The organism is Streptomyces sp. NPDC044002 (assembly GCF_056434525.1).
The window spans coordinates 3,285-16,194 of record NZ_JBWKEZ010000001.1; the positions used below are offsets into that span (position 1 = coordinate 3,285).

General features: G+C 73.0%; 11 protein-coding genes. 4 read left to right on the forward strand and 7 right to left on the reverse strand.

What is annotated here, in order from left to right; genetic code table 11:
* Nucleotides 1-181 precede the first annotated feature (181 nt).
* The 4 genes from AC07A6_RS00025 to AC07A6_RS00040 form a co-directional block, all read right to left on the reverse strand.
* Nucleotides 182-1,063, reverse strand: coding sequence for an amino acid ABC transporter permease (locus AC07A6_RS00025; protein WP_362461446.1), 882 nt, complete (start codon nt 1,061-1,063; stop codon nt 182-184).
* Nucleotides 1,060-1,734, reverse strand: a complete 675-nt coding sequence (locus tag AC07A6_RS00030; RefSeq protein WP_125818594.1) for an amino acid ABC transporter permease — start codon at nt 1,732-1,734, stop codon at nt 1,060-1,062. The genes AC07A6_RS00025 and AC07A6_RS00030 overlap by 4 nt, the downstream gene beginning before the upstream one ends.
* A gap of 84 nt (nt 1,735-1,818) precedes the next feature.
* The gene (locus tag AC07A6_RS00035) at nt 1,819-2,673 is read right to left on the reverse strand and encodes a glutamate ABC transporter substrate-binding protein (RefSeq protein ID WP_362461450.1); all 855 of its coding nucleotides are present in this window, start codon (nt 2,671-2,673) and stop codon (nt 1,819-1,821) included.
* Nucleotides 2,674-2,772: 99 nt separating this feature from the next.
* The gene (locus tag AC07A6_RS00040) at nt 2,773-3,558 is read right to left on the reverse strand and encodes an amino acid ABC transporter ATP-binding protein (protein ID WP_478775397.1); all 786 of its coding nucleotides are present in this window, start codon (nt 3,556-3,558) and stop codon (nt 2,773-2,775) included.
* Between the two features lie 277 nt (nt 3,559-3,835).
* On the opposite strand from AC07A6_RS00040, the gene AC07A6_RS00045 reads away from it, so the two are divergent.
* Nucleotides 3,836-4,540, forward strand: coding sequence for a response regulator transcription factor (locus AC07A6_RS00045; RefSeq protein ID WP_362461456.1), 705 nt, complete (start codon nt 3,836-3,838; stop codon nt 4,538-4,540).
* Nucleotides 4,541-4,552: 12 nt separating this feature from the next.
* The gene (locus AC07A6_RS00050; RefSeq protein WP_362461459.1) at nt 4,553-5,965 is read left to right on the forward strand and encodes a sensor histidine kinase; all 1,413 of its coding nucleotides are present in this window, start codon (nt 4,553-4,555) and stop codon (nt 5,963-5,965) included.
* 1 nt (nt 5,966) lies between these two features.
* Here the strand turns inward: AC07A6_RS00050 and AC07A6_RS00055 are convergent, their stop codons facing one another.
* Entirely contained in the window at nt 5,967-8,051 is a 2,085-nt protein-coding gene (locus AC07A6_RS00055) for an endo-beta-N-acetylglucosaminidase (protein ID WP_478775398.1), read from the reverse strand.
* A 197-nt stretch (nt 8,052-8,248) separates the two neighbouring features.
* Complete coding sequence (locus tag AC07A6_RS00060) at nt 8,249-9,484, reverse strand: glycoside hydrolase 5 family protein (RefSeq protein ID WP_478775399.1); 1,236 nt, start codon at nt 9,482-9,484, stop codon at nt 8,249-8,251.
* Nucleotides 9,485-9,685: 201 nt separating this feature from the next.
* On the opposite strand from AC07A6_RS00060, the gene AC07A6_RS00065 reads away from it, so the two are divergent.
* Entirely contained in the window at nt 9,686-10,735 is a 1,050-nt protein-coding gene (locus tag AC07A6_RS00065; protein ID WP_478775400.1) for a LacI family DNA-binding transcriptional regulator, read from the forward strand.
* A gap of 55 nt (nt 10,736-10,790) precedes the next feature.
* Nucleotides 10,791-11,756, forward strand: coding sequence for an ROK family protein (locus AC07A6_RS00070; RefSeq protein WP_386273364.1), 966 nt, complete (start codon nt 10,791-10,793; stop codon nt 11,754-11,756).
* Here the strand turns inward: AC07A6_RS00070 and AC07A6_RS00075 are convergent.
* Nucleotides 11,746-12,741 carry a TAXI family TRAP transporter solute-binding subunit gene (locus AC07A6_RS00075; protein WP_362461471.1) on the reverse strand — a complete coding sequence of 332 codons (996 nt, stop codon included), beginning with the start codon at nt 12,739-12,741 and terminating at the stop codon, nt 11,746-11,748. The two genes, AC07A6_RS00070 and AC07A6_RS00075, sit on opposite strands and share 11 nt — an antisense overlap.
* Nucleotides 12,742-12,910 lie beyond the last annotated feature (169 nt).

The window sequence follows — 12,910 nt, forward strand, 5'->3', positions numbered from 1 at the left end:
CCGGGTGGGGGGGGGGAGCACGAGAGGATGAAGCAGCCGGGGGGGTTTCGGGGGGGCGGGCCACGCCGGGCGGGGAGGGTGTTGTGGGGGGCCCCCCCCCCCCCCCCCCCACCACACGGGCTACGCACTATGACTGACCCTACGTCAGCCCTCCGGCGGCCTTCCGGCCGGGCTCGACCGGTCAGACCGCCGATCCGGTGGCCAGGTCGTCGACCTGGGCGACCGCGACCACCGCGCCGGTGCTCTTCTTCGACTTCCGCAGCCGGCCCTCCATCCAGGAGGCGAAGGAGGTGAGGGCGAAGTTCACCGCGATGTAGATCAGGGCGATCACGACGAGCGTGGCGATGGTGTTGGCGTAGTTCGCCGAGATCTGCCGGTTCGTCGCCAGCAGCTCGGTGAGGCCGAGCAGCGAGCCGCCGAGCGCGGTGTCCTTGAGGATCACCACGAGCTGGCTGACCAGGGCGGGCAGCATCGCCGTGACGGCCTGCGGGATGAGGACGTGGACCATGGTCTGGCCCTTGCGCATGCCGATCGCCTTGGCGGCGTCGGTCTGGCCGCGGGGGAGGGACTGCACACCCGCGCGGACGATCTCCGCGATGACGGCCGCGTTGTACAGGACCAGGCCGGTGATCACGGCGTACAGCGGCCGGAAGTCCGAGGACACGGCGGGGACGAACTGCACGAAGAACGCCGAGCCGAAGACCATCAGCATCAGGACCGGGATGGCGCGGAAGAACTCGACGACCGCGCCGACGGGCACGCGCACCCAGGCGTGGTCGGAGAGCCGGCCCATGCCCAGCAGGGCGCCCAGCGGCAGGGCGATCACCATGGCGATCGCGCCGGCCTTCAGGGTCTCCAGCAGGCCGGGGATCAGGTAGGTGGTCCAGATCCGGCCGTCGGTGACGAAGGGGGTCCACTTGTCGGCGTCGAGCTGGTTCTTCTCCGCCATGACGGAGAGGATCCACCAGGCGGCGAGCGCGAACAGGGCCAGGAAGACGGCCGTGTAGATCCAGTTGCGGGCCTTGGCCTTGGGGCCGGGGACGTCGTACAGCACGGAGCTCATCGCTTCACCGCCACTCGCTTGGCCACCCAGCCCAGCAGCAGACCGGTCGGCAGGGTCAGCAGGCAGAAGCCGAGGGCGAAGATCCCGAACACGGCGAAGAGCGCGTCCGCCTCGTTCTCGATCATTTCCTTCATCAGCAGGGCCGCTTCGGCCACGCCGATGGCCGCGGCCACCGTGGTGTTCTTGGTGAGCGCGATCAGTACGTTGGCGAGCGGCGCGATGACCGCCCGGAAGGCCTGGGGGAGCACGATCAGGGTGAGCACCTGGAAGAAGCTCAGGCCCAGTGCGCGGGCCGCCTCGGCCTGGCCGACGGGCACGGTGTTGATGCCCGAGCGCAGCGCCTCGCAGACGAAGGTGCCGGTGTAGGCCGTCAGTGCGAGGACGGCGAGCCGGAACCCGGTCTCCTTGAAGGTGTCGCCGCCCATGTTGAGGCCCAGGGTCTGGCTGAGTCCCAGCGAGCTTCCGATGACCAGCAGGGTCAGCGGGGTGTTGCGCACGAGGTTGACGTACGCGGTGCCGAAGGCCCGCATCAGCGGGACCGGGCTGACCCGCATCCCGGCCAGGACGGTGCCCCATATCAGGGAGCCCACCGCCGAGTAGAGGGTGAGCTGAACCGTCACCCAGAAGGCTCCGAGCAGGTCGTACTGCCCGGAATCAAGAAAGTCGAACACGTTGCCCTGCGCTCTCCCCAGGATGGCCGGTGGGGTACGCCGCCGCCCGCGGACGGGCGGGCGGCGACGCACCCCACCGGGAAATCAGCTGCCTTCGGTGATCTGCGGGGCAGGCTCGTTCTTGTAGTTGGCCGGGCCGAGGTTCTTCTTGATGGCCGCTTCCCAGGAACCGTCCGCGACCATCTTCTTGAGCGCGGCGTTGATCTTGGTCTGGAGCTCCTTGTCGCCCTTCTTCAGACCGATGCCGTAGTTCTCGTTGCTCATGCTCAGGCCGACGAGCTTGAACTTGCCCTTGTTCTTCTCCTGCGCGGCGTAGCCGGCGAGGATCGAGTTGTCCGTGGTCAGCGCGTCCACGGACTTGTTCTCCAGCGCGGTGAGGCACTCGGAGTAGCCGCCCTGCTCCAGCAGGTCGGCGTCCTTGGCGAGGTCCTTCTTGATGTTCTGCGCGGAGGTGGAGCCCGTGACGGAGCAGAGCTTCTTCTTGTTGAGGTCCTCGACCTTGGTGATCGAGCTCTCGTCGGCGCGGACCAGCAGGTCCTGGTGGGCCAGGAAGTACGGGCCGGCGAAGTCGACCTTCGCCTTGCGCTTGTCGTTGATCGAGTAGGTGGCGGCGATGAACTTCACGTCGCCGTTGGAGATCAGGTTCTCGCGCTCGGCGCTGATGGCCTGCTTCCACTCGATCTGGTCCGGCTGGTAGCCGAGCTCCTTGGCGACGTAGGTCGCCACGTCGACGTCGAAGCCCTCGAACTTGCCGTCCGGGGTCTTGAGGCCCAGACCCGGCTGGTCGAACTTGATGCCGATGACGATCTTGTCCGACTTGGTGCCGCCGGAGGCACCGCCGTCGCTCGCCGCGTCCTTGGTGCCGCCGCCACAGGCGGTCGCCGTCAGGGCGAGAACGGCGGCCGTGGCAACGGCAGCGCCGGTCTTGAGAACCTTCATGGTGAACTTCCCTCGGGTGAGACGTTGTTGAACGACGAGCAGGACACGTCGTGGGGCGACGGCACGGGCCGTCGATCGGATCACTACCAGACGAGAGCGTCAGTGGTGCAGGATCTTCGAGAGGAAGTCCTTGGCGCGGTCGCTCTTCGGGGCGCTGAAGAACTGCTCAGGGGCGGCCTGTTCGACGATCTTGCCGTCCGCCATGAACACGACCCGGTCGGCCGCCGAGCGGGCGAAGCCCATCTCGTGCGTGACGACGACCATCGTCATGCCCTCGCGGGCGAGCTGCTGCATGACCTCCAGCACCTCGTTGATCATCTCCGGGTCCAGCGCCGAGGTGGGCTCGTCGAAGAGCATCACCTTCGGGTCCATGGCCAGCGCCCGGGCGATCGCCACGCGCTGCTGCTGGCCGCCGGACAGCTGCGCCGGGTACTTGTCGGCCTGTGCGCCGACGCCCACCCGGTCCAGCAGTGCCTTCGCCTTCTCCAGGGCCGTCGCCTGGTCCGTCTTGCGGACCTTGAGCTGACCCAGCATCACGTTCTGCAGCACCGTCTTGTGTGCGAACAGGTTGAACGACTGGAAGACCATGCCCACGTCCGCACGCAGCCGGGCCAGTTCCCTGCCCTCGGCCGGAAGGGGCTTCCCGTCCAGCGTGATGCTGCCCGAGTCGATGGTCTCCAGCCGGTTGATGGTCCGGCACAGCGTCGACTTGCCCGAGCCCGAGGGCCCGATCACCACGACGACCTCACCGCGGGCAATGCTCAGATCGATGTCCTGAAGCACGTGCAGCGCGCCGAAGTGCTTGTTGACGTTGCTCAGTACGACCAGGTCGTCCGCGGCACCGGCCGCATCCTTCACGTCCTTGGCCACTGATACTCCGCTCATCGGCTTCTTGCTCCGTCCTCCGTCGGTTGGGAGGAATGTAGTGACGAGGTGAGCACACCGTCAGCACATCTGAGGGAGAATTGAGCATAACGAAACGGCCTCGCCCCGATACGCTCCGTACCCGGTACCCACGAAGGGTGCGATGTACTCGTACCGGGTGCATAACGGAAGACTCGCCGGACCGGAACCCTCTTGACGTGGGACTCTCCCATGGGCGTGGATGCATGGTGACCATGTGTACGGAAGCTGAAGCGGAAGAATCGGGAAGGGGGACGCCATGAGGCTGCTGCTCGTCGAGGACGATGACCACGTCGCCGCCGCCCTGTCGGCGATCCTCGCCCGGCACGGCTTCCAGGTGACCCATGCCCGCAACGGCGAGGAGGCCCTCCAGGCACTGCTGCCGGCCGGGGCCAAGCCCTTCGGCGTGGTCCTCCTGGACCTGGGCCTGCCCGACCAGGACGGCTACGAGGTCTGCGGCAAGATCCGCAAGCGCACCTCGACGCCCGTCATCATGGTCACCGCCCGCGGCGACGTCCGCTCGCGCATCCACGGCCTGAACATGGGCGCCGACGACTACGTGGTCAAGCCGTACGACACCGGGGAACTCCTCGCCCGCATCCACGCCGTCGCCCGGCGCACCGGCGCCGCCGACGAGGCCGCCGCCACCCCCGAGACCGCCCCCGGCACGGTCCGGCTCGGCTCCGTCGCCGTGGAGCTGCCCACCCGCCGCGTCACCGTGAACGGCACCGACGTACCCCTCACCCGCAAGGAGTTCGACCTGCTGGCCCTGCTCGCGCAGCGGCCGGGCGTCGTCTTCCGCCGCGAGCAGATCATCAGCGAGGTGTGGCGCACCAGCTGGGAGGGCACCGGCCGCACCCTGGAGGTCCACGTCGCCTCGCTGCGCTCCAAGCTGGGCATGCCCGCCCTCATCGAGACCGTCCGCGGGGTGGGCTACCGGCTCGTCACCCCGGCCGTCCCCTAGCGGGGTCCCGCCGTGCGCACCCGGCTGCTCCCGCTCCTGGTCGTCCTGATGGCGGGCGTCCTGATCGCGCTCGGCCTCCCGCTCGCCGTCAGCCTGGCCGCCGCCCAGCAGCAGCGGGTGGTGGTCGACCGCATCGACGACAGCGCCCGCTTCGCGGCCCTCGCCCAGTTCGTCATCGACGCCGAAGGCTCCGGAGCCACCGGCGCCGACGAGCGCCGCAACACCCTCCAGCTCGAACTCGCCCGCTACCAGGAGCTGTACGGCATCCGCGTCGGCATCTTCTACCGCGACGACAACGCCATGGTCCGCGCCCCCGGCTGGTGGCAGCTGCCCGATTCCAGGGAAGGCAAGCGCGCCTTCGACGACGCCCTCGCCGGCCGGCGCAGCCACGACCCCGGACAGGTCTGGCCCTGGCAGACCAGCGGCAAGCTCCTCGTCGTCTCCCCGGTGGTCCTCGACGGCGACGTCGTCGCCGTCGTCGCCACCGAATCACCCACCGACCAGATGCGCGCCCGGACCCTGCGCGGGTGGGCGGTCATCGCCGCCGGCCTCGCCGCCGCCATGCTGGTCGCCTTCGCCGCCGCCCTGCGCCTGACCAGCTGGGTGCTCAAGCCCGTACGGACCCTGGACGCCGCCGCCCACGGCATCGCCACCGGACGGATGAACTCCCGCGTCGCCGCCGCGAGCGGCCCCCCGGAACTCAGACGCCTGGCCCGGTCGTTCAACGAGATGGCCGACAACGTCGAAGAGGTACTGGAGCAGCAGCGGGCGTTCGTCGCGGACGCCTCCCACCAGCTGCGCAACCCGCTCGCCGCGCTGCTCCTGCGCATCGAGCTCCTCGCCCTCGAACTCCCCGAGGGCAACGAGGAGATCGCCTCCGTGCGGACCGAGGGCAAACGCCTCGCCCAGGTCCTGGACGACCTGCTGGACCTGGCGCTGGCCGAGCACGCCTCCGCCGAGATCAGCCTCACCGACATCGGCGAGCTCACCGCCGAACGGGTGGCCGCCTGGCGCCCCTACGCCGAGGAGAAGGGCGTACGGCTCACCGAGGCGGGCCGCGGCGCCGTCACCGGCTGGGCCGACCCCATCGCCCTGTCCAGCGCCCTCGACGCCGTCATCGACAACGCCCTGAAGTTCACCCCCGCAGGGGAGGAGGTCGAGGTGTCGGTCTCCGCCGGGGGACGCAGCGCGCTCGTCGTCGTCGCCGACCGGGGACCCGGCCTGACCGAGGAGGAACTGCTGCGCGTCGGCGACCGCTTCTGGCGCAGCGGCCGCCACCAGAACGTGAAGGGCTCCGGACTCGGCCTGTCGATCTCCCGCGCCCTGCTCGCCTCGGGCGGCGGGTCCATCTCCTACGAGACGAACCCGCCGCACGGGCTGCGCGTGACGGTGGCCGTGCCCCGCACCGACCCCCAGGAGGGTTAGGTCAGCCCTGGCTCCAGGGCAGCTCGGTACGGGCCGGGGTCGAGGCGGTGTACGTCTCGTCCAGCGTCCGGAGTTCGAAGACGGCCGCCCGCTCCCCGCCCGCGCGGACGACCAGGGGCACGTGGAGGGCGGCCGCGCAGGTGCCGGCCAGGAAGCGGCGGGTGCCGTCGGGGAGGAGGCGGTGGAGCTCGTAGTGCCGGACCGGCCCGGCTGCCCGGTCCCAGCGCAGGCGGAGCCCGGCGCGGCCGGCGCCCTGACCGGAGACGGCCTCCACCCTCAGGTGCGACGGCGGGGCCGGGTGCCGCCGCGCGGTGGTGTCGCGTACCGTCAGGGCCCCGAGCCGCCAGGACACCGCCGCCTTCCCGGGTGCGGTGATCCGTACGGCAAGGGCGTACGCGGTCCTCCCGGCCAGGCGTCCGAGGGGCACGCGGGAGGTCCGCCAGCCCTGGCCGGAGTCCTGCGGAGCGGTCTTGAGCCAGGTGTACGGAACCGGCGCTCCGGGGGAGGCCGGCTCGCGGACGGCGACCCCGAGCTCGACGGCCACCGGGCCCGCGCCGCCCGCGTGGACCAGCTCCGCGACGGACGCCCCGGTCAGGGGAAGGCGCGTGGAGTGCAGGCCGACCGTCACGGGCGCCGTGAGCACGCCCGCCACCAGCAGGCTGGAGCCCCCGCGCCAGGCGTCCGCGAAGTCCAGGGTCACCGAGGGACGCGCCCCGGAGGTGTCCACCACCCAGCGCCGGCCCGGGAGCCGGTCCTGGAGCGCCAGGTGGTTCCACGGCTCCTCGGAGATGACCGCACCGGCCTCGTACCAGCGCAGCCCGTGCCCGGTGTTGAAGGAACAGCCGAACGGCAGCCCGGCGACGGTGGAGCGGTCCGCGGTGAAGGTGGCCGGGGCCCGCCAGGCGGCCTGCCGTGCGGGCCGGGACGGATCCAGGGACTCGCCCGTCCAGAACCGGTCGTCGGCGCGGTGGAACGCGCCGGGGGAGCGGTCGGTGAGGTGGTTACGGGTCCACTCCGGCCGGTAGAGGCCGAGGCTGACCACGTGGTCGCGGTCGCGCGGGACGACGGCGTCCCAGTCGACGGCGGAGTCCCAGCCCCTGGACTCCACGTCCACCGCCGCCCACAGCTCGTGGCGGCTGCGGCCGAGCCGGCCGGCGAGGGCGCCGGAGTCGGCGAGGGTGCGCGCCGTCCAGCGGAAGTCCACGAACACGGTGTCCGCGACCCGGCCCGAACGGTCCTCGAAGAACTCCTGGTTGAGCGCGTTGAGGGCGCCCTGCCAGCCGACCCGGCCTGTGACGTTCATCGCGTCGTACCAGGTGATGCGCAGCCCGTGCGGCGCGCCCGCCGCCCGCAGCGCCCGCAGGAACTCCCGCATGCGGGTGGCGAGGGCGCTGTCCCCGCCGTCGGTCTCGGCGTTGACGAACCAGCCGTCGAAGCCGTGCGCCACCGCCACCCGGACCAGCTGCTCCGCGACCGGGAACCGGCCGTCGGGCTCCCGCCGCACCAGGTCGCGCGTCCACTGGAGGTCGCCGCCGTAGGGGACGGGCGGGAGGAAGACGTTGCCCAGCACCGGGACCCCGTTGCGGTGGGCGGCGTCGACGACGGGCGCGTTCGGGGCCAGCACGAGGCCCTCGCCGGCGGAGCCGCCCCAGAAGACCAGCTCGTCGAGGTACGCCCAGTGCGTCAGGGCGTAGTGGTCGGCGGTCGCCGAGCCCTGCGAGGGGTTGCGGGAGGTCGGCCCGAACGAGACCAGCGCCGATATCCGGGCCTGGCCGGCGCGGGCGCCGCGGTGCGGCGGGACGGGGGTGAAGCGCGGGGCGAGGGGCACGGTCGCGGTGTTGTGGGCGAGGTCCGGGTCCGACTCCGGGCTCCAGTCGCCGAGCGAGCGCCAGACGACGCCGGGGGCGGGGGTGCCGTGGGGGAGGGAGCCGGGGAACCAGTAGGAGGCGTACGGGGTCAGGTCGCCGGCGGGTGGGGTGGCGGGGGCGGCTGCCGCCGGGGCGGGCGCGCCGAGGAGGGCGGCTCCGGCGGCGCCGGCGGCCAGGAGCGCGCGTCTGGTCGGGGGTAAGGGGGCGGGGTCGGGCATGAGGGACTCCTCACGGTGCGGCTCGGACGGGGGTGGGGCCGGGGCCGGTGACGGGGTGGGGTGCCGTCCGGGAGGGGCTTCGATGTTCGGCGCCTGATCCGGGTCCGGTGGGGAAGCGGTACCGCGCGCCGAATTCATCTCGTTTTACTCCCGGACGACACCCCACCCCGCCCCCGCCCCCGGCCTGGTGCGGGCAGTCATCCGACGTCCTTGATGTGGAGTACTTCCTTGATGCCGCGTGCGGACAAGTGGGCCGGGTCCTCCGCGTGCCGTGCCAGGACCACCGCCGGGCGGGCGCCCCGGGCCGTCAGGGCGGCCCAGGCTTCGAAGAAGGGGCCGCCCGGGGCGCAGGCCGAGCGGCCCGGGGACTCGTCCAGGACGAGCGCGGTGGCGCGTACGGGCGGGCGGTGTTCGCGCTCCCGCCAGGCCGCCGCGACGCGGGCCAGGACGGTCCCGGCGGGCTTGGGCCGGCGGTCGTTGGTCAGCAGGCCCAGGCCGTACTCCAGCTCCGGGAAGTCCGCGAGCTCCCGGGACACGTCGTGCGAGCACCACCACGTCACCCCCCACAGCCCGGGGCAATCCAGGACGGCCGCCAGCGTGGCGGCCGTGAACCGCGCGGCGTGCTCCGGGGGGATCAGCGGCGCCGGCGCCCCGACCTCCTGGAGCCACACCGGGCGCGCCGGGTCCTCGGCCCAGGCCTTCGACAGCTCGACCAGGTACGCCGCGTGGTGCTCGGTGGCCGTCCCGGTCCGGCCGTGGCGCTGCGCGGTGCCGTTGAACACCCACGAGTGCACGGCGGTGGCCGCGCCCAGCCGGGCCGCCTGGGCCGGGGTGAAGGGGTGCCCGTCCTGGTACCAGGCGGCGTCGTACTCGGCGTGCACGTGCAGCCGCCCCGGGGCGGCCCGTTCGCAGGCGGCGAGCATCCGCTCCAGCCAGCGTCCGGCCTGCTCGGGGGTCACCGGGTCGGGGTCGGGGTGCGGGGGGCCGGAGAACTGGTTGATCTCGTTGCCCACCGTCATCCCGAGGAAGTTCGGCCGGCCGGCGAGGGCGGCGGCGAGGGTGCGCAGGTACTCCTCCTGCGCCGCGACGGCCTCCGGGTCGGTGAAGAGGTTCCGCCGGTGCCAGGTCCGCGTCCAGGCCGGCAGGAAGTCGAAGCTCGACAGGTGCCCCTGGAGCCCGTCCACGGCGACGTCGAGCCCGCGCTCGGCGGCCGCGTCGGCGAGGGCGACGAGCTGCTCGACGGCGCGCGGCCGGATCAGCGCGCGGTTGGGCTGGAAGAGCGGCCACAGCGGGAACACCCGTACGTGGTCCAGGCCGAGGGCGGCGATCGAGTCGAGGTCGGCCCGGACGTCGGAGAGGTCGAAGTCCAGCCAGTGGTGGAACCAGCCGCGTGCCGGGGTGTAGTTGACGCCGAAGCGCAGGGTGCGGTGCATGGAGTGGTCCAGGGTTCTCGGGGAAGGCGCCGGACGCCCACAAACTGCCGGGCCGCGCGGGGTGTGGTCAACAGCGCCTTTGCCGCCGGGCGGCCGGATCTCCACCGTGTCACATGCCGCCGTGCGCAAGGTTGTTGCCGCAGCCGGCCCGGCGTACGGTCCGCCCCAGCGCAGTCTACGTCACCGAGGGATGAGGCAGACATGGCCCGCAGACCCACCATCAAGGACATCGCCCGCGGGGCCGGAGTGTCCGAGAGCGCCGTCTCCTTCGCCCTCAACGGCAGGCCGGGAGTCTCCGAGGACACCCGGGCCCGGGTCCGCCGGGTCGCCGAGGAACTGGGCTGGCAGCCCCACCACGCCGCCCGGGTCCTGTCCGGCGAGCGCTGCGGGGCGGTCGGGCTGGTGCTGGCCCGGCCCGCGCAGACCCTCGGCGTCGAGTCGTTCTTCCTCCAGCTCGTCTCCGGCATCCAGGAGGTGCTCTCAGCCGGGCGGACGGCGCTGCTGTTCCAGGTGGTGGAGGACATCGACGCCGAATGCGCCGTCCACCGCCGCTGGTGGGCCGAACGGCGCGTGGACGGGGTCCTCGTCGTCGACCCCCGTACGCGGGACCCCCGCCCGGAGCTCCTGGCCCGGCTCGGGCTCCCCGCCGTGTTCGTCGGGGGGACGGGGGAGCCGGTGCCGCCGGAATCCCCACCGCCGCTGTCGTCCGTCCGGGCCGACGACGCCCGCGCCATGGCCGGGGTGCTGCGGCACCTCCACGGGCTCGGCCACCGCCGCATCACGCACATCGCCGGCCTGCCCGGCCTCGCCCACACGGCCCGCCGCACCGCCTCGCTGCGCGCCGAGGCCCGCCGGCTCGGGCTCCCCGCGGACCACGTCCGGTCGGTGCCCACCGACTACTCCGACGCCGAGGGTGCCGCGGCCACCCGCCGGGTCCTCGCCGAGCCGGATCCGCCCACCGCCCTCGTCTACGACAACGACGTGATGGCGGTGGCCGGCAGCGCGGTCGCCGCCGGGCTGGGCATCCCCGTGCCCGGCCGGCTCTCCATCGTCGCCTGGGACGACTCCGCCCTGTGCCGGGTCAACCACCCCCGGCTGACCGCGCTGGTCCGCGACACCGCCGGGTTCGGGCGGCTCGCCGCCGAGGAGCTCCTCGCGCTCCTCGCCGGAGGCCCGCCCCGGACCCGGGAGAGCGAGCTGCCCCGGCTGGAACCCCGCGAGAGTACGGCCCCGCCAGCGGCGGCATACTGAAATCCGACCCCTTCGCAGGAGCGCCTCCGTGACCACCCCCACCTCAGCCTTCCCCGTGCCGCGCAGCGCCGCCGCGGCCGCCGTCGCCGGCCCGACCGTGGCGATCGACATCGGCGGCACGAAGATCGCCGGGGCGCTGGTCCACCCCGACGGCGCGATGACCGCGGTCACCCGGCGTCCCACCCCGCGCGGGACGGACGCCGACGGGGTCATGGCGGCGGTCGCGGAGGTCGTCGCGGACCTGGCGCGGGACCCCCTGTGGGCGCAGGCCGTCCGCTGCGGCATCGGCAGCGCCGGCCCGGTGGACACCTCGCGGGGCACCGTGAGCCCGGTCAACATCGGGGCCTGGCGGGAGTTCCCCGTGCAGGAGCGGACCGCCGCCGAGCTGGCCGCGCGCGGGGCCCGGATCCCGGTCGTCCTGGCCGGCGACGGCGTGGCCATGACGGCCGCCGAGCACTGGCTCGGCGCCGCCCGGGGTCACGCGAACGCCCTGTGCATGGTGGTCTCCACCGGGGTCGGGGGCGGGCTGGTCCTGAACAACCAACTCCACCCCGGCCCCACCGGCAACGCCGGTCACATCGGCCACATCAGCGTCGCGTTCGACGGCGAGCGGTGCGTCTGCGGGGGCCACGGCTGCGTCGAGTCCCTCGCCTCCGGGACCGCCATCGCCCGCTGGGCCCTCGCCCAGGGCTGGACCGGCCCCGACCCCACCGCGGCGGGCGTCGCCGCCTCCGCCGCGGCCGGCGACCCGGTGGCGCTGGCCGCCTTCGACCGGGCCGGGCGGGCCCTGGCCGCGGCCATCGCGGCCACCGCCACCCTCGTCGAGACCGACATCGCGGTGATCGGGGGCGGGGTCGCCGCCAGCGGGGACACCCTCTTCGCACCGGTGAGGCGGCACCTGGCCTCGTACGCGGCCCTGTCCTTCGTCAAGGACCTCCAGGTCGTCCCGGCCGCCCTCGGCACCCACGCCGGACTGATCGGCGCGGCCGCCGCCGCGATGATGCTGCTGCCTACGGCTTGACCGAGCGGTAGTACCGCTGGGCCCCCTCGTGCAGGTCCAGCGGGTCCGTGTAGATCGCCGTCCGCAGGTCCACCAGCTGCGCGGCGTGTACCTGGTGCCCGATCCGGTCCCGGCTGAGGATCACGGTCCGGGTGAACTGCTCGGTCAGCTCCGTGCCGGTGTCCTCCCGGGTCACCAGCAGGTTCGGCACGGCGAGCGTGGCCACCGCGGAGGTGTTGCGGGCCCGCGTGTAAGCGTCCTGCGGCATCACCGCGGCGCGGTAGTACCGGGCCGGGCTGCCGCTGGCCTGGAGCTGATCGAAGAGGTCGCCCAGCTGCACGAGCCGGATGTCGAAGCGCTCCGACAGCTCGTGCACGGCGTTCGTCGGGAGCCCGCCCGACCAGAAGAAGGCGTCGATCCGTCCCGCCTCCAGCTCGGCGGGCATGGTGTCGATGCCGATCCCGACGGGGCTGATGTCCTTGCGCGGGTCCAGCTTGGCCGCCGTCAGCAGCCGTTCCGAGACCAGCCTGACCCCGGAGCCGTCCTGGCCCACCGCGACCCGCTTGCCCCGCAGGTCGCGGACCGACTGCACGGGCGAGCCCGCCGGCACCACCAGCTGCACGTAGTCGTCGTAGAGCCGTGCGCAGCCCCGCAGCCGGTCGGCTCCCGGCTTCCCGTCGGCCCGGTACTTGGCCACCGCGTCCGCCGTGGCGATCGTGAAGTCGGCCTGCCCGGCGGCGACCCGCCGGAGGTTCTGCTGCGAACCCTCGCTGGTCTCCAGCCGCACCTTCACGCCCGGCATGTCCTGCGCGAGCGCCCCCTCCAGCAGCTGCCCGTAGAGGTGGTACACACCGTTACGCCCGCCCGTGCTGAAGGTCAGCCCGCCCTTGAGCTCGGGCTCCCAGAAGGGCCGCGGCCACCACAGCAGCCCCCCGAGCACGGCCAGCACGGCGACCAGGCCCAGGAGGAGGCGGCGCCGGCTGATGCGGGGAGGTACGAGGGGCATGCCGGGATCCTCCCACCCGCCCCGCCCACCTGTCACGGCCGGACCGCTCCGGCCGCCCGGCCCGGCCCCTTGCGGCGGGACGGCCCGGGCCGGGACCCGGGCGGGGGGGGGGGGTCCAGTACCCCCTCCCCCCGTTCTTTTCTCCCCACCCAACGCCAGCGACCCAGAA

Excerpts from the sequence above, each read along its gene's own strand:
- AC07A6_RS00025 (WP_362461446.1), bottom strand. The coding sequence starts at position 1,063 with ATGAGCTCCGTGCTGTACGACGTCCCCGGCCCCAAGGCCAAGGCCCGC.
- AC07A6_RS00035 (WP_362461450.1), bottom strand. The coding sequence starts at position 2,673 with ATGAAGGTTCTCAAGACCGGCGCTGCCGTTGCCACGGCCGCCGTTCTC.
- AC07A6_RS00040 (WP_478775397.1), bottom strand. The coding sequence starts at position 3,558 with ATGAGCGGAGTATCAGTGGCCAAGGACGTGAAGGATGCGGCCGGTGCC.
- AC07A6_RS00045 (WP_362461456.1), top strand. The coding sequence starts at position 3,836 with ATGAGGCTGCTGCTCGTCGAGGACGATGACCACGTCGCCGCCGCCCTG.
- AC07A6_RS00055 (WP_478775398.1), bottom strand. The coding sequence starts at position 8,051 with ATGCCCGACCCCGCCCCCTTACCCCCGACCAGACGCGCGCTCCTGGCC.
- AC07A6_RS00060 (WP_478775399.1), bottom strand. The coding sequence starts at position 9,484 with ATGCACCGCACCCTGCGCTTCGGCGTCAACTACACCCCGGCACGCGGC.
- AC07A6_RS00065 (WP_478775400.1), top strand. The coding sequence starts at position 9,686 with ATGGCCCGCAGACCCACCATCAAGGACATCGCCCGCGGGGCCGGAGTG.
- AC07A6_RS00075 (WP_362461471.1), bottom strand. The coding sequence starts at position 12,741 with ATGCCCCTCGTACCTCCCCGCATCAGCCGGCGCCGCCTCCTCCTGGGC.